General features: G+C 71.8%; 21 protein-coding genes and 1 riboswitch. Of the genes, 12 read left to right on the forward strand and 9 right to left on the reverse strand.

Features of this window, described 5'->3' with window-relative positions:
• The first annotated feature begins 59 nt into the window (after positions 1-59).
• Positions 60-827, forward strand: a complete 768-nt coding sequence (locus O3438_RS09105) for a FadR/GntR family transcriptional regulator (protein ID WP_269679539.1) — start codon at positions 60-62, stop codon at positions 825-827.
• A gap of 259 nt (positions 828-1,086) precedes the next feature.
• Here O3438_RS09105 and O3438_RS09110 read toward each other — a convergent pair.
• The 4 genes from O3438_RS09110 to O3438_RS09125 form a co-directional block, all read right to left on the reverse strand.
• Positions 1,087-1,994, reverse strand: a protein-coding gene (locus tag O3438_RS09110; RefSeq protein ID WP_442929581.1) for an IS5 family transposase whose coding sequence is annotated in 2 segments (ribosomal slippage) — positions 1,087-1,647 and positions 1,650-1,994 — 906 coding nt in all. Because the reading frame shifts where the segments join, the coding sequence is not laid out codon by codon here.
• A 42-nt stretch (positions 1,995-2,036) separates the two neighbouring features.
• Positions 2,037-2,945: a hypothetical protein gene (locus tag O3438_RS09115; RefSeq protein ID WP_269679540.1), complete on the reverse strand. Its 909-nt coding sequence runs from the start codon at positions 2,943-2,945 to the stop codon at positions 2,037-2,039.
• A 12-nt stretch (positions 2,946-2,957) separates the two neighbouring features.
• Positions 2,958-3,731, reverse strand: a complete 774-nt coding sequence (locus tag O3438_RS09120) for an SDR family NAD(P)-dependent oxidoreductase (protein WP_269679541.1) — start codon at positions 3,729-3,731, stop codon at positions 2,958-2,960.
• Positions 3,732-3,748: 17 nt separating this feature from the next.
• A complete protein-coding gene (locus O3438_RS09125; protein ID WP_269679542.1) occupies positions 3,749-4,588 on the reverse strand; it encodes a fumarylacetoacetate hydrolase family protein in 840 nt (279 codons plus the stop codon).
• Positions 4,589-4,690: 102 nt separating this feature from the next.
• On the opposite strand from O3438_RS09125, the gene O3438_RS09130 reads away from it, so the two are divergent.
• From O3438_RS09130 to O3438_RS09145, 4 genes are read left to right on the forward strand one after another with little or no spacing between them, the layout of a single operon-like run.
• Positions 4,691-5,410, forward strand: a complete 720-nt coding sequence (locus tag O3438_RS09130; RefSeq protein ID WP_269679543.1) for a GntR family transcriptional regulator — start codon at positions 4,691-4,693, stop codon at positions 5,408-5,410.
• Positions 5,411-5,439: 29 nt separating this feature from the next.
• A complete protein-coding gene (locus O3438_RS09135; protein ID WP_269679544.1) occupies positions 5,440-6,150 on the forward strand; it encodes a (Fe-S)-binding protein in 711 nt (236 codons plus the stop codon).
• Entirely contained in the window at positions 6,147-7,592 is a 1,446-nt protein-coding gene (locus O3438_RS09140) for a lactate utilization protein B (RefSeq protein ID WP_269679545.1), read from the forward strand. Before O3438_RS09135 ends, O3438_RS09140 begins: the two co-directional genes overlap by 4 nt.
• Entirely contained in the window at positions 7,574-8,179 is a 606-nt protein-coding gene (locus tag O3438_RS09145) for a LutC/YkgG family protein (protein WP_269679546.1), read from the forward strand. The genes O3438_RS09140 and O3438_RS09145 overlap by 19 nt, the downstream gene beginning before the upstream one ends.
• Positions 8,180-8,181: 2 nt before the next feature.
• On the opposite strand, the gene lspA is transcribed toward O3438_RS09145, so the two are convergent.
• The 3 genes from lspA to O3438_RS09160 all read right to left on the reverse strand — a co-directional run bounded on the left by lspA (position 8,182) and on the right by O3438_RS09160 (position 10,219).
• Positions 8,182-8,676, reverse strand: coding sequence for a signal peptidase II (gene lspA / locus O3438_RS09150; RefSeq protein ID WP_269679547.1), 495 nt, complete (start codon positions 8,674-8,676; stop codon positions 8,182-8,184).
• A 62-nt stretch (positions 8,677-8,738) separates the two neighbouring features.
• Positions 8,739-9,530: a HoxN/HupN/NixA family nickel/cobalt transporter gene (locus O3438_RS09155; protein ID WP_269679548.1), complete on the reverse strand. Its 792-nt coding sequence runs from the start codon at positions 9,528-9,530 to the stop codon at positions 8,739-8,741.
• Positions 9,527-10,219: a hypothetical protein gene (locus O3438_RS09160; RefSeq protein WP_269679549.1), complete on the reverse strand. Its 693-nt coding sequence runs from the start codon at positions 10,217-10,219 to the stop codon at positions 9,527-9,529. Before O3438_RS09160 ends, O3438_RS09155 begins: the two co-directional genes overlap by 4 nt.
• Positions 10,220-10,468: 249 nt before the next feature.
• On the opposite strand from O3438_RS09160, the gene O3438_RS09165 reads away from it, so the two are divergent.
• The 6 genes from O3438_RS09165 to O3438_RS09190 all read left to right on the forward strand — a co-directional run bounded on the left by O3438_RS09165 (position 10,469) and on the right by O3438_RS09190 (position 17,162).
• Positions 10,469-11,932 carry an aminopeptidase P family protein gene (locus O3438_RS09165; protein WP_269679550.1) on the forward strand — a complete coding sequence of 488 codons (1,464 nt, stop codon included), beginning with the start codon at positions 10,469-10,471 and terminating at the stop codon, positions 11,930-11,932.
• A gap of 87 nt (positions 11,933-12,019) precedes the next feature.
• Positions 12,020-13,618, forward strand: coding sequence for an ABC transporter substrate-binding protein (locus O3438_RS09170; protein WP_269679551.1), 1,599 nt, complete (start codon positions 12,020-12,022; stop codon positions 13,616-13,618).
• The gene (locus tag O3438_RS09175; RefSeq protein WP_269679552.1) at positions 13,615-14,607 is read left to right on the forward strand and encodes an ABC transporter permease; all 993 of its coding nucleotides are present in this window, start codon (positions 13,615-13,617) and stop codon (positions 14,605-14,607) included. The genes O3438_RS09170 and O3438_RS09175 overlap by 4 nt, the downstream gene beginning before the upstream one ends.
• On the forward strand, positions 14,600-15,484 hold the full coding sequence (locus O3438_RS09180; protein ID WP_269679553.1) for an ABC transporter permease: 885 nt from the start codon (positions 14,600-14,602) through the stop codon (positions 15,482-15,484). The genes O3438_RS09175 and O3438_RS09180 overlap by 8 nt, the downstream gene beginning before the upstream one ends.
• Positions 15,481-16,485, forward strand: a complete 1,005-nt coding sequence (locus O3438_RS09185; protein ID WP_269679554.1) for an ABC transporter ATP-binding protein — start codon at positions 15,481-15,483, stop codon at positions 16,483-16,485. Before O3438_RS09180 ends, O3438_RS09185 begins: the two co-directional genes overlap by 4 nt.
• Complete coding sequence (locus tag O3438_RS09190) at positions 16,482-17,162, forward strand: ABC transporter ATP-binding protein (RefSeq protein WP_269679555.1); 681 nt, start codon at positions 16,482-16,484, stop codon at positions 17,160-17,162. The genes O3438_RS09185 and O3438_RS09190 overlap by 4 nt, the downstream gene beginning before the upstream one ends.
• A 12-nt stretch (positions 17,163-17,174) precedes the next feature.
• On the opposite strand, the gene O3438_RS09195 is transcribed toward O3438_RS09190, so the two are convergent.
• On the reverse strand, positions 17,175-18,161 hold the full coding sequence (locus O3438_RS09195) for a zinc-dependent alcohol dehydrogenase family protein (protein WP_269679556.1): 987 nt from the start codon (positions 18,159-18,161) through the stop codon (positions 17,175-17,177).
• A gap of 144 nt (positions 18,162-18,305) precedes the next feature.
• Complete coding sequence (locus O3438_RS09200) at positions 18,306-18,752, reverse strand: acyl-CoA thioesterase (RefSeq protein WP_442929712.1); 447 nt, start codon at positions 18,750-18,752, stop codon at positions 18,306-18,308.
• A 186-nt stretch (positions 18,753-18,938) separates the two neighbouring features.
• A riboswitch (cobalamin riboswitch) is annotated at positions 18,939-19,152 on the reverse strand.
• 128 nt (positions 19,153-19,280) lie between these two features.
• On the opposite strand from O3438_RS09200, the gene O3438_RS09205 reads away from it, so the two are divergent.
• On the forward strand, positions 19,281-21,419 hold the full coding sequence (locus tag O3438_RS09205; protein WP_269679558.1) for a copper resistance CopC family protein: 2,139 nt from the start codon (positions 19,281-19,283) through the stop codon (positions 21,417-21,419).
• Positions 21,420-21,421 lie beyond the last annotated feature (2 nt).

Below are 21,421 nucleotides of genomic sequence, written 5' to 3' on the forward strand. Positions count from 1 at the left end.
ATGCTAGGCGCAAAAAGCAGACTATTTCAAGAGGTACATCTAACTGATACGATCTTTGCGTGGAACCGTCCTCACCAGAGGTTGCCGTCGTCCCTGCCGAGTCAGGGCTGCACGCCCGCGTCCTCGACCACCTCGGCACCGCGATCTGCGGCGGCGAGCTGGCACCCGGGGCGGTCCTCAACATCGACGAGCTGGTCGACAGGTACGCCGTCTCCCGCTCGGTCGTCCGCGAGGTGCTGCGGGTCCTGGCCTCGATCGGCTTCATCGAGGCACGCCGCCGCGTCGGCGTGATGATCCTGCCGGCGAGCGCGTGGAACGTCTTCGACCCGCAGGTGATCAGGTGGCGTCTCGCGTCGGCCGGCCGGATGGCTCAGCTCCGGTCGATCACCGAGCTACGCACCGCCGTCGAGCCGCACGCCGCCTTCCTGGCCGCGACACGGATCGGCCACGACGAGGCGAGCGATCTGGTCGGGCTGGCCGCCAAGATGTGGGCGGCCGGCGAGGGCGGCGACGAAGAGCGCTTCCTGCACCTCGACATCGAGTTCCACCGGCGGGTGCTGCTCGCCTCCGGCAACGAGATGTTCGTCCGGCTCCAGGATCTGGTCGCGGAGGTGCTGACCGGCCGACACAAGCACCACCTCATGCCGCACCACCCCCACCAGCAGGCCCTCCAGATGCACGCGGACGTCGCCCAGGCGATCCAGCGGCGCGACGGCGACCGCGCCCGCCAGGCGATGGTGCGGTTGATGGAGCAGGCCTTCGACGAGATGAGGTCACTGTGGGAGCAGACCGGCGACACCGACCGCCGCCGCGACCACGCGCCTTGATCGACTCGGTTCCAGTGAAAGCGCGGTATCGGACCGTCTCCGACACCCCAACTTCCGTGAACCCGAGTGGATCACCCCGACGAGGACTGTCACCCGGAAAGAGGCGCCCCCACTGCGGGTGGTGTTCTCGGTGACCTCGATGTTCTGCGCCGTGGCGGTGGCGTTGATACCGGTCGTCGATGACGCACGATGATCAGGTGATGAAAAGTAGCTCCGGGAGCGCCCTGAGAGCTATTTCTCATCACCTGATCATGGGACGTCAGGTCCCCGCGCGCAAGGTTCTGTCTCGTAGATCTTGGTGGTCGGGGACGGCGCGTAGCCAGTCGAGGGTTTCGACCAGGTCGAGGGTGGCCTGGAAGTGGGAGCCGAGTTTGTCGTAGCGGGTGGCGAGGCCGCGCCAGTGTTTGCGTCGGTTGAAGCCGCGTTCGACCTGGTTGCGGCGCTTGTAGGCGGTGGGATCGAAGGTCGGTGGTCGGCCGCCACGTTGTCCTCGCCGCTTCCGGTTGGCGATCTGATCGTTGGGCTCGGGGATGACGGTGGTGATGCGTTTGTCTCGCAGGGCCTTGCGGTTGGCTCGCGAGGAGTACGCCTTGTCGCCGGTGACGGAGTCAGGTCGCTTGCGTGGTCTGCCGACCTGGCCGGGACGCGGCACTCGGACCTGGTCGAGCAGTGGGATCAATTGCTGGGTGTCGGCGGCCTGACCTGGGGTGATGCGGGTAGCCAGAGAGCGGCCACGTCCGTCGGCCAGGGTGTGGATCTTCGTGGTCAGTCCGCCGCGGGACCGGCCGATGCCTTGCGCTGCCCGCGCGTCGGTGCTACTCAGCCCCCTTTTCGGGCACCCGCCGCGTGTTGGTGGGTCCGCACGATGGTGGCGTCGACCTGGGCGTCCCAGTCAATGTCGTCGTCGAGTTCGGCCAACGCGATGACGTGCGCCTTGAGGCTGGCCCAGGTGCCGTCGGCTGCCCAGCGGCGGAACCGTTGGTACGCGGTCTTCCATGGCCCATACCGTTCGGGCAGGTCACGCCATGGCGAACCGGTCCGTTTGACCCAGCAGATCGCGTTGATGACCTGCCGATGATCACGCCACTGGTTACCTCGAACGGGCTGTGTCGGCAGCAACGGCGCCAACACAGCCCACTCGTGGTTCGTCAGATCTCCTCGTGCCACAAAGGGCCTAACGAGCGAGATTCATGATCCGCGAGACAGAACCTAGCGGCGGGAGTCGCGCCGGCGCCCCGGGCCCGCGGCGGAGGGGCGGTGGCCGATGCGGGGGGCCCGCACCACCGACGAAGTGCCGGCGCCGGGCCGGAAGTCCCGCGCGGCAGCGGCCACAGTCTCGTCGGGGTCGCGGGTGAGTGCCTCCCGGACGTGCGCCGGGACGACCTCGGAGGTCGCCATCGCCAGTCGCACCTGCACCGAGCGGTCGTCGACCAGGCGTTCCAGGTCCCCCTCGTCCAACTCGAGGGCGCGGACCAGCGCGGCCCGGACGTCGACCACCGGGTCCGCGGCGAGCGCGCTGCGCTGGTCGGCGGTGGTCCGCGGGTTGCGGGCGAGCCCCTTGCGTACGCGGGCGGTGCGATCGGCCAGCAGGGCGGTGATCACGTCGGGGTCGTGGGTGTGGGTGGCGAGCCGTTCGCGTACCTCGGGTGAGGCGTCGTCGATCAGCCGGGCGGCCAACTCGGGCTCCAGCTCACGGCTCTCGGCGAGGAGTCCGCGTAGCTCCTTGTCCGGGGCCTCCGACATCACGCGCCGGATCGACTCGTCACAGGCCGGGTTGCTGGCGACCGCCCAGCGCACCCAGCGGTCGGCGTCCTTGACCAGGCGCATGAGGTTGCCGATCGAGGAGGACGGGTTCCTCGCCACCGCCTCGCGGACCTGACGATCGTGGTCCCTGGTCAGCGGTCGCAGGGCCTGCGCGGGGGCGTCGGGCCGAGCGGCGACCGTCTTGCGGACCACCGCCGACGGGTCGGACGCCAGGTCGATAAGGGTCATCTGCGGCGTGGTGGGGTCCTGCGCGAGGGCGAGCCGAGCGTCATCGTCGCCACCGATCGGACGGTGGTCGGTGGTGCCGGACCCGCTGTGCCGGTCGGCCGCGCCGACGTCCTGCTGTTTCCCCATCGCGCAATCATGTCACGCACCCGATCTGCCTCCGGCGGGCGCGGGTAGCCGCAGGCCGGACATGCCGCCGTCCACCGCCAGCGACGTGCCGGTCACCGAGCCGGTGGCGGGCGACGCGAGGTACACGACGGCGGCGGCGACCTCGTCGGCGGTCACCAGGCGGCCGGTCGGCTGGCGGGCGGCGAGTTGGCGCTTCTCCGCCGTCGGATCGGCCGCCCCGGCGAGCAGTCGGGCCACCCACGGGGTGTCGACGGTGCCGGGGGCGACACAGTTGACCCGTACCCCCTCGGTGACCAGGTCGGCGGCCATGGCGAGGGTGAGGGCGTGCACGGCACCCTTCGACGCCGAGTACAACGCGCGTCGGGGCAGGCCGACGGTCGCCGCGATCGAGGAGATGTTGACGATCGCGGCGGACGACGACCGGCGCAGGTACGGCAGGACGACGGCGCTCGTGCGGGCCACGCCGGAGACGTTGACGTCGAGCACCCTGCTCCACTGCTCGTCGTCGTCCTCCTCCACGGTGCCCACCGCCGAGATGCCGGCATTGTTCACCAGGATGTCGACGCCCCCGAACGCAGCGGCGACCGAGGCGACGGCCGCGCGCAACGAGGACCGGTCGGACACGTCGGCCCGTACGCCGTGGACGCGGGGATCCTCGGGCAGGGCCGACACGTCCAGGTCGAGGACACCGACCCGGGCGCCGGCGGCCAGGAACGCCCGCACGCAGGCGTCCCCGATGCCCGAGGCACCGCCGGTCACCACCGCCACGAGACCGTCACACCGCATGCTTCTCTCCCCTGCCATCAGGCGTTCGCGAGCGGGCTGCGCTGCCGGCCGAGGCCCTCGATCTCGACCTCCATCACGTCGCCGGCGGCCAGGTACGGGAACCGGCCGGAGAGCGCCACCCCCTCCGGGGTGCCGGTGTTGATGACGTCGCCCGGGTCGAGGACTGTGTACTGGGACAGGTGCCAGACCAGGTGAGCCACGTCGAAGATCATGTCTTTGGTGCTGGAATCCTGTCGGGGCTCGCCGTTGACCCAGGAGCGCAGCCGAAGCGCCTGCGGGTCGTCGATCTCGTCGGCGGTGACCAGCCAGGGCCCCAGCGGTTGGAACGTCTCACAGGACTTGCCCTTCGACCACTGGCCGCCGGAGACGGCGAGTTGGAAGTCGCGCTCGGACACGTCGTTGGAGAGCGCGTACCCGGCGATGTGGTCGAGGGCGTCCGCCGGTGAGGCGAGGTAGCGGGCCCGACGCCCGATCACCACCGCCAGCTCCACCTCCCAGTCGGTCTTCGTGGAACCGCGCGGGATCAGGACCTCGTCGTACGGCCCGACGACAGTGTTGGGTGCCTTGTAGAAGATGATCGGCGCGGTCGGTGGCTGGGCGCCCGACTCGGCGGCGTGCGCGGCGTAGTTCTGCCCGACGCAGAGCACCACCCCGGGCCGGGCGAGCGGCGCGCCGACCCGCTGGCCGGTCACATCGATCTCCGGCAGGTCGGTGGCCGCACGGACCCGTTGGACGCCGTCACCGGCGAGGAACTTCCCGTCGATGTCGTCGGTGACCGACGAGAGGTCGAAGTGCCGGCCGTCGACGTACAGCACGGGACGCTCCTGCCCGACGGGCCCGACGCGCATGAACTTCACTAACCAACCTCCAGAGCAGGTGAGCCTATTTCCTATAGGATGCTGCCTGTGCTGGTGTACCGGCTCACACGAGCGCAGTCAAGGGGTTGTTGGGGAGACGAGATGGCCCGGCAGGAAACTCGCGAGGGCCGACTCCGGCCCGCCCGCCGGCTCACCCTCGCCGACGACGTCTACGAGTCGATCAAGACCCTGGTCATGGACCACATCCTGCCCCCGGGTGAGCGGGTCAACATCGACGCCCTGGCCCGCGAGCTCGACGTCTCCCCCACTCCGGTGCGCGAGGCGCTCGCCCGGTTGGAAGCCGACGGCCTGGTCCGCAAACGCCCGCTGTCCGGCTACTCCACCACGCCGCTACTGACCCGCGCCGAGTTCGACGACCTGTTCGAGGTCCGACTGCTGCTGGAGGGCGCCACCGCCGGCCGGGCCGCCGCCCACGCCTCCACCGGGGAGCGGCAGCGGATCAGCACCGAGGCGGCGGCGACGATCGACGTGGAGGCCGGCGACGGCTACCGCCGGCACGCCGCGTTCACCGCGCTGGACGCCACGTTCCACGACCTGATCGCCGAGGTCGCCGGCAGCCCGCTGCTGCGCGACAGCATCACGCGGCTGCACTCCCACCTGCACCTGCACCGGCTGTACTTCCCGGTCACCGGCGCACCGGCCACCAACACCGAGCACCAGCGCATCGCCGCCGCCGTCGCCGCCGGCGACTCCGACGCCGCCACCGAGGCCATGCGGGCCCACCTGATCGCCGCCCGGGAGCGCCACCTGCCCGCCTTCGACCAGCTTCCCGCACCCGGAGCACCGCGCGACCCGGCCTGAACCACCCCCGACCCGTCCGAGGAGCCGCCGTGCGCACAGCCCTCTTCATCACCTGCGTCAACGACCTCGCGTACCCGGCCACCGGCATCGCTGTCACCCGCATCCTGCGGAGGCTCGGCCACACCGTCGAGTTCCCCGACCGGCAGACCTGTTGCGGGCAGATGCACGCCAACACCGGTTACCGGGCCGAGGCGATGCCGATGGTGCGCAACTACGTCGACGTGTTCGACGGCTACGACGCGATCGTCGCGCCGTCCGGGTCGTGCACCGCGATGATCCGTGACCAGTACCCGCGCCTGCACCCGCCCGCCGCGTCGGTGGCCGCCCGCACCTACGAGCTGTCCGAACTGCTCGTCGACGTCCTCGGCGTCACCGACGTCGGAGCGGAGTTCCCGGAGACTGTCACCTACCACCCCACCTGCCACGGCCTGCGCATGCTCCGGTTGGGCGACCGACCGCTGAAACTGCTGCGCCAGGTGCGCGGGATCGACCTCGTGGAGCTGGGCGACGCCGAGGAGTGCTGCGGTTTCGGCGGCACGTTCGCGGTCAAGAACCCGGACGTCTCCACCGCGATGCTCACCGACAAGTGTGCCCGGGTCGGTGAGACCGGAGCGCGGGTGCTCGCCGCCGCCGACAACTCCTGCCTGGCCCACATCGGAGGCGGCCTGGACCGCCACCGGTCCGGCGTACGGGCCATGCACTACGCGGAGATCCTCGCCTCGACGGGGGCCACCTCGTGAACCCCCCGATCGCTCCGACCACCGGCAGCGGACGCATCCGCACGCCACTGCCCTTTCCCACCGCGGCCAGACCGGCCGTCGCCGACACACAACTGCGCGCCAACCTGCACCGGGCCACCCGCACCATCCGCGCCAAGCGCGCCCGCGTGGTCGACGAGGTGCCCGACTGGGCGGCCCTGCGCGACGCCGGCTCCGCGATCAAGGCGGACGTCCAACGCCGGTTGCCGGAGCTGCTGGAGCAGTTCGAGGCGTCCGCCACCGCCGCCGGCGCCACAGTGCACTGGGCCCGGGACGCGGCCGAGGCCTGCCGGATCGTGGTCGAGCTGACCCGGGCCACCGGGGCCGACGAGGTCGTGAAGGTCAAGTCGATGGCGACCCAGGAGATCGAGCTGAACGAGGCTCTGGAGGCGGCCGGGATCGCCGCGTACGAGACGGACCTGGCGGAGCTGATCGTGCAGTTCGGCGACGACACCCCCTCGCACATCCTGGTGCCGGCGATCCACTACAACCGGACACAGATCCGGGAGATCTTCCAGCGTCGGATGCCGGACGTCCCGACCGACCTGACCGACGAGCCGTCCGCGCTGGCCGAGGCAGCCCGTGTCCACCTGCGGCGACGTTTCCTCTCGGCCCGGGTCGCCGTGTCCGGCGCCAACTTCGCCGTCGCCGACACCGGCACGCTCGTCGTCGTCGAGTCCGAGGGCAACGGGCGGATGTGCCTCACCCTCCCGGAGACGCTGATCAGCGTCGTCGGCGTCGAGAAGCTGCTGCCGACCTTCGGTGACCTGGAGGTCTTCCTGCAGCTGCTGCCGCGATCCTCGACCGGCGAGCGGATGAACCCGTACACCTCGATGTGGACCGGCGTCACCCCCGGCGACGGTCCGCAGGACGTGCACGTCGTGCTGGTCGACAACGGCCGGTCCGCGGTGCTGGCCGACCCGGTCGGGCGGCCGGCGTTGTCCTGCATCCGCTGCTCCGCCTGCCTCAACGTGTGCCCGGTGTACGAGCGGGCCGGCGGGCACGCGTACGGCTCGGTGTACCCGGGGCCGATCGGCGCGATCCTGTCGCCGCAGCTGACCGGCGTTGCCGACAACGCCTCCCTGCCGTACGCGTCGACGCTCTGCGGCGCCTGCTACGACGTGTGCCCGGTGAAGATCAACATTCCGGAGATCCTGGTCCACCTCCGGCAGGAGGCACCGCACCCACCCGCGGAACGGGCCGCGATGCGCGTGCTGTCCTGGGTGATGCGCAGCCCTCGCCGCTGGGCCGCCGCCCTGCGTCTGGCCCGGATCGGCGCGGGACCGCTCGGCGCGTACCGCGAGCGTCGCGCCGGTGCCCGTACGCTGCGTAAACTGCCCTGGCCCGCCTCGGCCTGGACCCGGTCACGGGACGTGCCGCTGCCCGCGCCGCAGACCTTCCGTGAATGGTGGAACCAGCAGTGACCGCACGCGACGAGATCCTGGCGCGACTGCGCACGGCCCTGGCCGACGACCCGCCGCCGGTGCCGGTGCCCCGGGGCTACCGGCGCGTCGACGACCGCTCCGACCTGGTCGCCGTCCTCGTGGACCGGTTGGAGGACTATCGGGCGGTCGTCCACCACGGCATCGACGCCCTGCCCGCGCTGCTGGCGACTGTGGACCGACTCGCCGTCCCCACCGACGTCCCCGCCGGCTGGCTGGCCGGCTACGCCGGGCGGGTCTGCCGGGACGCTCCCCCACTGTCACCTGGCGAGCTGGACGCGACGGACGCGGTCCTGACCGGTTGCGCCGTGGCGATCGCCGACACCGGCACCATCGTGCTCGACGCCGGTCCGGCGCAGGGTCGGCGGGCGCTCACCCTGGTGCCCGACCGGCACATCTGCGTCGTCCGCAGCGACCAGGTCGTCGGGCTACTGCCGGAGGCGTTGACCCGGCTGGACGCGCGTTCGCCGCTCACCTGGATCTCCGGCCCGTCCGCCACCAGCGACATCGAACTCGACCGGGTCGAGGGCGTGCACGGGCCGCGCCGGCTCGACGTCGTCCTGGCCTGAGCTCAGGAGGACGACACCGCCTCGCCCGACGGGGCCGTCTCCCGCAGCGGGACGCCCCGCAGGTTGAGCAGCATCACGATGGCCACACCGACCACCAGAGCGATGTCGGCGACGTTGCCGACGAAGAACCCGGCGTAGTCGATGAAGTCCACCACGTGCCCCCGCGCGAAGCTCGGTTCGCGGAACAGCCGGTCCAGCAGGTGCGTCGTCGCGCCGCCGAGCACCAGTCCCAACGCCACGGCCCACGGACGCGACGTGACCCGCCGTGCCACGACCGTCACCGCGACCACGGCCGCCGCCGCGAAGACCGCGAAGATCCAGGTGTACGACGACCCGATGGAGAAGGCGGCACCCGGGTTGTAGACGAGCCGCAGGGACAGCAGGTCACCCACGATGGAGATGGTCTGCCCGTCCGACAGCGCGGACTCGGCCCAGTACTTCGTGGCCTGGTCCGAGGCGAGCACCACAGCAGCGATCAACACGACGGCGCGAAACACAGCGGAACCCTAGCCGGTCAACCGGGACCGTCACCACCGGCGGATGGTCCGTCCGCCGCCGCTCAACTGAGGGCGACGAGGTGGATCGCGGCGACGATGACGAGGCCCGCGCCGAACAGCGTGATGCCGCTGGCCGCGAGGACGGGCGCCACCCGGGTGGCCAGACCGAGAATCGCGTGGGACTGTGCTCCCCGGCTGACCAGCGAGCTACCGGCGACCGCGAGGACCCCGACGCCGAAGAGCACCACGGCCATGCCGAGCCCGAACGTCAGGACCAGCAGCAGGGCGAAGCCGGCCCGACCGATGAACAGCCCGGTCGCCAGCACGAGGAACGCGGCCGGGGACGGGGTCAGTCCGCCGGAGATGCCCAGCAGGAACAGACCGGGACGCTTGCCGTGCTCGTGACCGTGGCCGTGGCCGTGGCTGCGGCCGTGGCTGCGGCTGTGGCTGTGGCTGTGGCTGTGATCGTGGCCGGCGGCGTGCAGGTGCCGGCGCACCATCCACAGACCGGTGGCCAGGATGATCAGACCGGCACCGAGTTGCAGCCAGCTCGTGAGTTCCTGCATCCGGATCACCTCGGACAGGGACAGGAAGGTCCACGCCACGCCGATCACCAGGACCGACAGTGTGTGCATGACCGCCACCGAACCGCCCAGCCAGGCGGCGTCCCGGATCCGGCCACGCGAGCCGGCGAGGTAGGCGGCGGCCAGGCTCTTGCCGTGGCCGGGGGCCACCGCGTGACCCGCACCGGCGGCGAAGGCCAGCACGAACGCGAGCGGGGGTACGCCCGGCGAGTTGACGATGTCCTGCAACCGGTCCGAGAGGGACGCGGAGAGAACGACGGTCGCGGTCATGCCACTGCTCGCCGTCGCCGCACCCGCCGGGACACGAGCAGCGCCCCGACCGCGACCAGCAGCGCGGCACCGACGACGGCGGCGAGCTGGACGGCAGCACTCCGGCCGGTAATGGTGCTGGTGCTGGTGCTGCCGACGGTCGGCGCACCACCGGCGAGGGTCCAGTCGTGGGAGTCCTCGCCGGAGCCGTACACGGCGCGTTGCCCGCCGGGGCCGGTCGCCATCGCCCGGTAGGCGGGGTTGAGGTCGGTGAGCATCCGCACCGCGACCGTGACAGTGCCCACCGCGCCCGGGCAGGTGTAGTCGACTGTCGCGCCCGCCCGCGCGAGGGCTTTCAGCGGCGCGACAGCGCCGACGCACTGCCGCGGCCCGTCGGCCACGGTGATCTGCTTGAGCAGGTACGCGGGGAACTGCTGGGACGACGCGAGCACGGCGGGATCGGTCGCCCGGTAGTCGACAGCACCGTCGAGCAGCACGCGATCGGCCGGCAGCAGGCCGAGCGAGACTCCGAGCAGTGTCAGGTCGTCGGGGCCTCCGACGCGCCACCGCACTCGCACGACGTCGGGCCGCTGCTCGTCGGGCGTGATGGACACGGTCTGCGGGTCACCGAACGGGTGCGCCGCCGCCGGGGACGGCAGGGCCAGGACGGGCGCGGCGACGGCAAGGGCCGTCAGCGCGAGGACGGTCACCGCGCTTCGTCGACGACGTCGGGGCAGGGACAAGGAACGCTCCGGGCTTGGGGTTGCAGGATTCCTGGCCACCCTGCTGAGCGCGCGCAAACGTGCAGGTCCAGGCGAGTGTTCGGCACCAAGCCACGGCGTGAACATTCCGTTGATCTTCACGCTGGACACGAACTGCTGGTCTAGTTATTGCCCAGGATTTGCAATAGCCTAAGGTTTGCGGGTGATCATGGGGTGGTGCCGAGCAAGGAGCAAGTCGTGAAGCAAGGGGACGAGCGGCGAGCAGTGCGCACCGAGTCGCACGATGCCGAATTTCCGGAGGCGTTCCTGACGTTCATGCGGACCGGCTGGCGTGACGAGCCGCTCGACGTGCAGCGCCGACCGGAGGTCGACCATCAGGCGCGTCGTCGGGCGGCACTGTCACAGGCGTTTCCCGGGGAGACGCTGGTGATTCCCACCGGTTCGCAGAAGGTGCGGGCGAACGACACGAGGTTTCCGTTCCGCCCCGGCAGCGACTTCGCCTACCTGACGGGCGACCACGACCCCGACGGTGTGCTGATCCTGTGGCCGGGCGGCGGCGGGCACGACGCCGTTCTCTACACCCGGGCGCGTACGTCCCGGGAGAGCGACGAGTTCTTCCGCAGCCGCGACGGTGAGCTGTGGGTCGGCCGGCGGCAGTCGCACGCCGAGAAGTCGACCGAACTGGGCATCGAGACTGCCGACCTCGCCGACCTGGATGCCGCACTCGCCGCCTGCGCACCTGGCCGCACTCGGGTGCTGCGCGGGCTGGACCGGGGAGTCGACCACGCCGTGCGGCCGTACGAGCCGGAGCGGGCCGGCGCACGCGACCGGGAACTGGCCGCGGTGATATCGGAGGCCAAGCTGGTCAAGGACGAGTGGGAGATCGCTCAGCTCCAGGACGCCGTCGACGCCACCGTCCGCGGATTCGAAGACGTCGCCCGGGTTCTGCCAGCCGACCGCGGCGTCTCCGAACGGCTCGTCGAAGGCGTCTTCGGCCTGCGTGCCCGGCACGACGGCAATCACGTCGGTTACGGCTCCATCGTGTGCGCCGGCCCCAACGCCACCGTCCTGTGCTGGAAACACCACACCGGCACCACGGTGCCGGGGGAGCTGCTGCTGATGGACATGGGCGTGGAGAACCGGCACCTCTACACCGCCGACGTGACCCGCACTGTCCCGGTTTCCGGCACTTTCACCCCGCTCCAGCGGCAGGTGTACGACATCGTGTACGCCGCGCAACAGGCCGGCATCGACCTGATCAAGCCTGGAGTCAGGTTCGCCGAGGTCTCCGAGGTCTGCATGCGGACGCTTACCGAGGGCCTGGCGGCGCTGGGCGTGCTGCCGGTGAGCGTCGACGAGGCCATGGACAGCAGCTCCACCATCCACCGCCGATGGACGCTGCACGACTTCGGCCACATGCTCGGCATCGACGTCCACGACTGCGCCTCGGCTCGGCCCGAAAGATACCGCGACGGGGAGCTCGACGAGGGTTTCGTGCTCACTGTGGAGCCTGGCCTCTATTTTCAGCCCGACGACGACCTGGTCCCCGCCGAACTGCGGGGTCTCGGCATCCGCATCGAGGACGACATCCTGGTCACTGCCGGCGGCGCGATGAATCTGTCGACGGGCTTGCCCGGCACGGCCGACGACGTCGAAACCTGGCTGGCGGTCCAGCGCGAAGCCGGCCCACGGCTGCCGTGAGATGAGCGACACCGACGAGGCCGACCCGCCGTGCGCAGCGCAGTCCCACCTGACCGAGATTCACCACACCTACCGCAGGAGCGTTCTGTGACCCGGATCCGTCCGACCTTCCGACGCCTCGTGGCGTCGACCGCAGCGGCCGGGATGCTCGTCCTCGCCGGCTGCTCGGCCCCGACCACCCCGAACAGTTCAGCCAGCGGCGCGACGCTGGTCGTGGCCACCTCCGATGAGCCGGACGCGCTGAACCCGGTGCTCAACTTCGGCGTCGACGGCGCCGCGCTGATCTTCGACGGGCTCGTCGCCCGCGACGGCGACAACCGCCTCGTCCCCGGTCTCGCCGCCGCCCTGCCGACGGTGTCGGCCGACGGGCGCACCGTGACCGCCAAGCTGCGCGACGGCGTGCAGTTCCACGACGGCACCACGCTGAGCGCGGCGGACGTCGTCTTCACGTACCAGGCGGTGCTGGACCCGAAGGTGGACTCCACGCTGCGCTCCGACCTCGACATGGTGGCGTCGGTGACCGCGCCCGACGCGTCGACAGTCGTGTTCACGCTGCGCTACCCGTACGCGCCGTTCCTCCAGCGACTCACCCTCGGCATCGTGCCGTCGAAGCTGCTCGGCGGGCAGGACATCAACACCACCGGGTTCAACCGGAAGCCGATCGGGACCGGGCCGTACAAGGTCGAGTCCTGGACGCCGGGTGACCGACTGGTGCTCACCGCCAACGAGCGCTACTTCGGTGGCCGGCCGGCGAACAACCGGGTCGTGGTGGCGTTCGTCGCCGACGACAACGTCCGCGCCCAACGGATGCGGGCCGGCGAGTTCGACGCAGCCGAGTTGCCACCGAAGCTCGCCAGCGGGTTCGACACCGACACCGCGTACCGGGTGCAGCGGGTGCCGACGGCCGACTATCGGGGCGTGATGCTGCCGATGGGCAACCCGGTCCTCGCCGACCCGGCGGTCCGCCGAGCGCTGAACGTCGCCGTCGACCGTGCCGCGATGGTGTCCGGCATCCTCGGCGGCGCCGGCGAGCCGGCGTTCGGGCCGGTTCCCCCGACCTCCGAGTTCGCCGAGCCTTCGACCGTCGGCACGCCGACCGCCGACCCGACGGCGGCGGCCGCGCTGCTCGACGCGGCCGGTTGGAAGCCCGGCGCGGGCGGAGTACGGGCCAAGGACGGCCGGCCGGCCCGGTTCACGCTGATGTACCCGGCGACCGACACCCTGCGCAAGGACCTGGCCCTGGCCGTCACCGCCGACGCCAAGAAGATCGGCATCGAGGTCACCCCGGCCGGGCTCACCTGGGACGCCATCGACCCCCGGATGAAGTCCGACGCCCTGCTGATGGGCTACGGCACCCCGTACGACCCGGACTTCGTCTCGTACAAGCTGTTCGGCTCCCAGTTCGCGGGGCAGGGTTACTTCAACCCCGGCTCGTACCGCTCGGAGACCGTGGACAAGGCCCTGCAGGAGGGCCGCGACCAGATCGACCCGACCCGCCGCAAGGCCGCGTACGCGCAGTTCCAGAAGCAGCTCGCCGCCGACGTGCCGTGGCTGTTCCTGACCTACCTGCGGCACACCTACGTGGTGAAGTCCTCCGTGCAGGGCGTGACCCCCCGGGTCGAGGCGCACGAGCACGGGGTGGCGAACAGCATCTGGTGGAACATCAACACCTGGAAGCGCTCGTGACCCGATCGGGTCGACTGGCCGGGGCGGGGGCGGTGGTCCGACGCCGGCTCCTGGTCGCCGTTCCGGTGCTCGCGGCGACCAGCATCGGAATGTTCGCCCTCGGGGCGGCCTCCCCGGTGGACCCGGCCAAGCAGTACGCGGGCGCGGCGGCCTTCACCGCCAGCGAGGAGAATTTGGCGCAGATCCGCGCCAACTGGGGTGTCGACGACCCGCTGCCGGTGCAGTACCTGCGCTGGATCGGCAACCTGGTCCAGGGCGACCTGGGCTGGTCGACGAGTCGACACGAGCCGGTCGCCTCGGTGCTCTCCGCCCGGGCCGGCTGGACGCTGCTGCTGATCGGTGTGACCCTCGCCCTGGTTCTGGTCGGCAGTCTGCTGCTGGGGGCGCTGGCCGCGTACCGCAGGGGTGGGTTGTTCGACAGGGGTCTGCGGGCAGCGGCCTACGCGGTCGAGTCGATGCCGGTCTTCTGGCTGGGCCTGGCCGCGATCGCCGTGTTCGCGCTGGCGCTGGGGTGGTTGCCGGCCGGCGGGCTCACCGACGTCACCGCGACCAGCACGTCGTGGGCCGACGTGGCGCACCACCTGATCCTGCCGGTGGGAGTGCTCGCCGTGTCGCAGGCGCCGTGGTTCGTGTTGTTCGTCCGGGACGCCGTCGCGGAGAGCATGCGCGACGACCACGTGCTCGCCGCGCGGGCCCGGGGGTTGCCGGGGCGGACGGTGCTGTTCGGGCACGCGCTGCGAACCGCGCTGCTGCCGTTCCTCACCCTGGTCGGCACCCACCTGCCGGAGTTGGTCGGCGGTGCGGTGCTGGTCGAGACGGTCTTCTCGCTGCCGGGTCTCGGCGCTGTCACGGTGGCTGCCGCGCTGGGCAGCGACTTCCCGCTGCTGGCGGCGATCACGCTGGTCACCACAGCTGTGGTGCTGGCCGCGAACCTCACGACCGACCTGGCGTACGCCGCCGCCGACCCGAGGGTGCGACTCGATGGCTGACCTTGCTACCCGACCGCCACTGCTCCGCGTGGCCCGGTCCCGACTGCGGCTGCGACCCGGCCGGACCGGTGTCGTCGCCGCCGGTCTGGCCCTCGCCGTCGCCCTCGTCGGTTCGCTCCTGGCCCCGCTCGTCTGGCCGCTCGACCAGAGCGCGGTGGCCCTGGACCAGACCCGGTTGGCGCCGTCCTGGACCCACCTCGCCGGCACCGACGACCTCGGCCGGGACGTGGCGCACCGCGCCGTCTACGGGCTGCGGGTGTCGCTGCTCGTCGGCGCTGTCGCCGCGCTCGTCGCCACCGTCCTCGGCGGCGTCATCGGCGGCATCGCCGGCACGCTCGGCGGCCGGGTCGACCGGATCCTGATGCGGATCGTGGACACCATCGCCGCGATGCCACACCTGCTGCTGGGCATCTTCATCGTCGCCATGCTGCGTCCCAGCCTCGGCGCGGTGATCGCCTCCGTCGGGCTCACCCACTGGCTCTCCACGGCGCGCATCGTCCGGTCCGAGTTGCTCAGCCTTCGCACCCGGCCGTTCGTCGACGCCGCCATCAGCGGAGGGGCCGGCCGGGGCCGGGTCCTGACCCGACACCTGCTGCCCCACGTGCTGCCCCGGCTGGCGCTGGCCACCACGCTGATGATCCCGCACGCGGTGTGGCACGAGACAGCGCTGTCCTTCCTCGGCCTCGGTCTGCCGCCGCACCTCGCCTCACTCGGCAACATGATCAACGACGGTCAGGGGTCGCTGCTGACCGGCGCCTGGTGGGCCAGCCTGGCACCCGGCGCGGTCATCGTCGTCGTCACCCTCGCCATCGCGGTCATCGCCGCCCGCTGGCGGGACCGCCTCGATCCCCGGGTCCGAGCGGAGCTGCACCTGTGACCACCACCGAACGCATCACCGACCTGGCACCCGGCCCGACGGCCGTGGGTCGCCCGCTGCTCGCCGTGGACGGCCTCGGCGTCGAGTTCCGGCTGCGCGACACGACAGTGCGCGCGGTCACCGACCTCAGCCTGACCGTACGGGCCGGTGAACTGCTGGCCGTCGTCGGCGAGTCCGGCTGCGGCAAGTCCGTCCTGGCCCACGCGCTGCTCGGCCTGTTGCCGGGCAACGCCACGCTCACCGGCCACGCCGTCCTGCACCACCCGGACAGCGACCCGGTCGACCTGGTCACCTGCGGTCAGCGTCACCTGGCCCGCCGGGTACGCGGCAGTCGGGTCGGGCTGGTCCCGCAGAGCCCGGCCACCGCGCTGAACCCGGTCCGCACCGGACGGCGACTGCTCGCCGAGACACTCCGGGCGCACGGTCGGGACCGGGCGGACGCCGAGCGGCTCGCCCTCGACGTCGGGCTCGACCCGGCCGACCTGGACCGCTACCCGCACGAACTCTCCGGCGGCATGGCCCAGCGGCTGGTCAGCGCGCTCGCGCTGGCACCGGACCCGTCGCTGCTCATCGCCGACGAGCCCACCACCGGCCTCGACCGGCCGCTGGTGGACCACACCCTCGACCTGCTGCGCCGCCGGTGCGACAACGGCTCGGCCGTCGTCCTCATCACGCACGACCTGGCCGCCGCGCAACGGGTCGCCGACACCGTCGCCGTCATGTACGCCAGCCGCATCGTGGAACACACCGACGCCGACAGTCTCTTCGCCGCGCCCACCCACCCGTACGCCGCGGCGCTCCTCGACGCCCTGCCGGACCGCGCCTTCCGGCCGGTGCCGGGCGACCCGCCGATGCTCACCGCGCTGCCTCCGGGTTGCGCGTTCGCGCCCCGCTGCCCGCACCGCACCGACACCTGCGCCAGCCAGCCACCGCCGACGCCGATCGCCGGCGACGGCACTGTCGCCTGCCACCACCCGATCCGCACCGGAGCCGTCACGTGACCAGCGAACAGAACCTGCTCGCCGACGAGGTCACCGTCGGGTACGGCCGTCAGGTCGTGCTCGACGGCGTCACGGTGCGGGTCGGTCGAAACGAGACGGTCGGGCTGCGCGGCCCGTCCGGCTGCGGCAAGTCGACACTGGTCCGGGTCCTGGCCCTCCTGCACCGCCCGGACCACGGCCAGGTCAGCATCGACGGCAGGCCGGTGCACGGAGTGCGGTACGCCGTGCCGGTCGACAGGCGGACCCGCGTCGCCGTCCTGTTCCAGAGCCCGCGCGCCGCCGCCGATCCCCGGCTGAGCCTGGACGACCTGATCGCCGAACCGCTCCGTGCCGTCCGAACGCCCGAGGCGACGGTCCGGGAACGGGTGGCCGAACTCGCCGACCTCGTCGGCCTCACCGCCGACCTGCGGGGCCGACGGCCACACGCGGTGTCCGACGGGCAGTTGCAACGTGCCTGCCTCGCCCGGGCCCTCGTACACCGGCCGGACTACCTGCTCTGCGACGAGGCCACGGCGATGCTGGACGCCTCGACCCAGGCGCACGTCGCCGCCGTCATCAGCGACTACCAGCGGACCCAGCGGGCCGGTGTCCTGGTCATCAGCCACGACCAGACCCTGATGGACCGCTGGGCCGACCGGATCGTCGACCTGGACAGCGGGGTGCCGGCGCGGACCTGACGTACCGGCCGGTCAGTCGGCGATGTCCACCACGACCTTGCCCTCGGCAATGCCGTCGGCGACCACACGGTGGGCGTCCATGATGGTGTCGAGCGTGAACCGACGCCGGTCCAGTCGCGGGCGCAGCGCGCCGGCATCGGCCAACGTCGCGATTTCCCGCAGGATGTCGCCGTGGTGGTCGCGGCCCCGGCCGGTGAGCATCGGCAGCAGGGTGAACACGCCGGAGTAGGTCGCACCACGGAACGACAGCGGGGCGAGCGAGTGGGTGCCCCAGCCGAGCGCGCTGACCACGTGTCCGTGATAGGTGCGTACCGCCGCGAACGACGCGTCGAGCGTCGCGCCACCGACGTTGTCGACGACGATGTCGAACCCCTCGCCACCGGTGTGCCTCTCGACGTACTCCTCCACGCTCGTCGAGGTGTAGTCGATGGGCACGGCGCCCAGGCTCTCGATCACCCGTACGCTCGCCGGCCCGCCGGTCGCGTACACCTCGGCACCCTTCGCCTGGGCGAGTTGCAGGCCCACGTGACCGACACCGCCGGCACCGCCGTGCACCAGCACCTTCTGCCCGGGGCGGACCCCGGCGCGGTCGACAAGCCCCTCCCAGGAGGTGATCGCCGCCAGTGGCAACGCGGCGGCCTCGCGCATCGAGAGGCCGCCGGGCTTGCGGGCCAGTAACCGGGCGTCCACGGCGGCGTACTCGGCCAGCGAACCCGGTAGCCCACCCACTCCCCCGCACAGCCCGTACACCTCGTCTCCCGGCGCGAAGTCGGTCACCTCCGCGCCGACAGCGGCGACGACCCCGGCAAGGTCCAATCCGAGCACCGCGGGCGGCTGGACCCGCGCGTGCGCGGCCTGTCCGGCCTGGATCTTCGTGTCGAGTGGATTGACCCCGCTGGCGACGATCCGCACCAGCACCTGCCCCGCCCCGGGTGTGGGCTGATCGATCTCCTCGATCGTCAGCGGACTGTCGAACTCCCGCAGCACCGCTGCACGCATGACGATTCACACCCTCCGTGATCGAGACATCACGTGGACGCTATCCAACTGGGGGTGCCGCCCGGGTGACATCCGGGGTGACGGCCAGGACGACGATTCGGCGAGAGCCGCCGAACGTGGCGACGGACGGCCCAGAGCCGCCCCTCAGCCCTCGTCGGCGCCGTCGAGCAGCGCCCGCCGCAACGCCAACCGGTGCTCGCGGCGGATCTCCGCCTCCCGGTAGCGCCTCCGGTCCCCGTCGGTCTCGGGTAGCAACGGCGGTACCATCCTCGGCTGGCCGTCGTCGTCGATGGCGACCATGACCAGGTGGGCGGTGGCCACGTCGGTGGGCGGAACGGCCCGGTCCCACCGGTCGGCGGTGACCTTGACCGCGACCTCCATCGAGCTGCGTCCGGCCCAGGTGATCCGGGCGTCGACGTGCACCACGTCGCCGACCCGCACCGCGCGCAGGAACGCGGTCTCGTCGATCGCGGCCGTGACCGCCGGCCCGTCGGAGTGCCGGGCGGCGACGACCCCGGCCACCGAGTCGATGAGGTTGAGGATCCGGCCGCCGTGCACCGTGCCCATCAGGTTGGTGTGGTGCTGGTCCATGATCTGCGACAGGGTCAGGTGCGACGCCGACGGCGCTCGGCCGGCGATCGTGGCGGTGTCGTGCACAGCGGTAGTCCGTCCCTCGGGAAACCACACCACCGGTACGCGGACACCCCGACGAGGACGCGCCGACGGACGGCGCGTCACCCGCTCAGCCCACCCGCGAGGCCGACGGCGGCGCACACGGTCGTGTACGCAGCGCAGGCAGGTCTTCGGACTTGCGGGCCTGACCGGTCATGCCGGTCTCCTACCGGCCGTCGCTTCCCAGGCCGACGGCCCAGTGCTGATGACGGCGTTCGTTCCCACTCACCGCTGCGGGGCAGTCCCGGACTTTCACCGGGTTCCCTCTTACGACGCCCCGACGGTCACGACGGGGCGAACCAGCGCCGCCCGCAGCATAGCTGGCCAGGGAAGTCCCGGTACCGGGGGCACAGTGTGGGGACCGCTGCGCCCGTCGTCGGCTTTTGCTATGTGAGGAAAAAGATCGCCAGCTCTTGAAAAAAGCCTCACTCCGGTAAGGATATTCAGATGCGTCGTCTCCCTCAGACTCCGGGGCGGGTGCTCTCGGGTGTCCTCGCGCTCCTCCTCGCCTCGGCGGTCGCTCTCCTCGCGTCCGCCCAACCCGCCTCGGCTCACGGCACTCTCGCCATGTCCACGCCAGCGGGTGGGGCCACCGTGAGTGAGCCGTTGACGGCGGTGCAGCTCTTCTTCACCGAGAAGGCCGCGCCCAACGCGTTCTTCACCGTCACCGCCCCCGGCGGCATCCGGGTCGACAACAGCTGGTCGTACGGGGAGCCGAAGCCGCTGGACAAGCCGGTACGGGAGTACTTCCTGGTCAACGGGCAGTTCGAGCCACGGGAGTACACGACCGGGTTCCCCGCGACGGTGGCGGTCACCCACCTGCCGGCCAAGGGCCAGTATTCGGTGAGCTACCTGTCGGTCGCCTCGGACGGCGACACCGTGCGGGGCACGCTGACGTTCCGCTACAACGGGCCGGTGACGGCGGCACCCAAGGGGTGGAGCCCACCGACGACGCAGCCGGACCCGGCGCTGGTGGCCGCCACCGAGCAGCACGGGTCGTCCGGGCAGGCGTCGGCGGTGCCGACCACCTCGGCCCAGCCGGTGACCCCGCCGTCCGACGCTGCGGCGGCCCCGCCGACCGGGCCGGGCGAGGAGAGCGATTCCGGAGGACTGGCCTGGGCCGGCTGGGCGGCGGCGATCGCGGCACTCGTGGCGGCGGCCGGATTCGTCGTGTGGCGTCGCCGGACGGCGTCCACCGCCAAACCCACCGGCCGGGGCCGTACCTCGCCGGCGGCCTCCGGTCGACGCGCCGGCGGTGCACGTACCTCGAACCGGCCCTCCGCCGGCAAGACCAGCCCAGCCAGGGCCGCCGCCGGAAAGACGACCGCTGCCAAGTCCTCCGCCGGCAGGACGGCCGCCGCGGTGAGCGGTGTCGGCACGAAGCCCACGGGAGGTAAGCGGCGACCGGCCACCGTGCCGGCGGCGCGGACGGGCGACGCGGTCGTCACGGCCCGCACGGGCGTCGCCGTCGACCCGACGCCCGCCGACCAGGAGACGAAGGCCATCGCCACCATCGATCAGGAGGCGAAGACCCCCTCCGCCACCGACCAGAAGGCGAAGGTCCCCGCCAGCACCGACGGCGAGTCGACAGTCGAGGCCGGCTCCCGGACCGGCACGGACCTCGCGGGGATGGCACCCGGGTCTCGGCTCAGCAACGGCCACCTGGCGCTGCTCGTCGGCGGGCTGGTGGTCGCCCTGCTGGCCGGGTTCGGGCTGGCCCGCATCGGCGCCGGCGACCAGAGCCCGTCGAACACCGCCCGGCAGCCGGCCGGCGGTCCGCCGGCCTCGGGGTCGGCGGGGTCCGCGACCGACGGGCACCAACACCCGGCGGGGACCGGTCCGCACACGCACCGGGGTGACGGCGCGACGGGCGAGACGTTGGCGACCGGGACGACGGTCAGCGCCGGTGGGTACACCCTGCAACCGCTGGAGCGGTCCCAACCCGCCGGGGTACGCGCCGACTACCGCTTCCGGATCGTCGGGACCGACCGGCAGCCGGCGACCCGCTTCGCGGTCGTCCACGACAAGCCGTTGCACATGATCGTGGTGGGCCGCGACCTGACCGGCTACCAGCACGTACACCCGACGATGGCCCCCGACGGCACCTGGAGCGTCCCCCTCACGCTGGCCCAACCCGGTGGTTACCGCGTCTACGCCGACTTCTCCGTGACCGCTGCCAACGGCGCGCAGGTGCCTCTCGTGCTGGGCGTCGACCACACGGTGCCGGGGGCGCACACCCCGGCCGCGCTGCCCCCGGGGCAGGCACAGGCGACGGCCGGGCCGTACGCGGTGTCGATGAGCGGCACCCCGACGGTGGGGGTGACGGCGCCGATGCAGTTCCAGGTCCAGCGCACCGACGCGGCCGGGCCCGCGCAGTTGGAGCGTTACCTGGGCGCGTACGGGCACCTGGTGGTCGTCCGCGAGGGCGATCTCGGCTATGTGCACGTCCACCCTGAGCCGGAGCTGGTCGACGGCACTGTCCAGTTCTGGCTGACCGCGCCCAGCTCGGGCCGGTACCGGGCCTTCTTCGACTTCCAGGTGGACGGAAAGGTGCACACCGCCGAGTACACGATCAACGTGCCCTGAGC

Origin of the sequence: Micromonospora sp. WMMC250, from assembly GCF_027460215.1 — a bacterium.
In the GTDB taxonomy this organism is placed as follows: Bacteria; Actinomycetota; Actinomycetes; order Mycobacteriales; family Micromonosporaceae; genus Micromonospora; species Micromonospora taraxaci.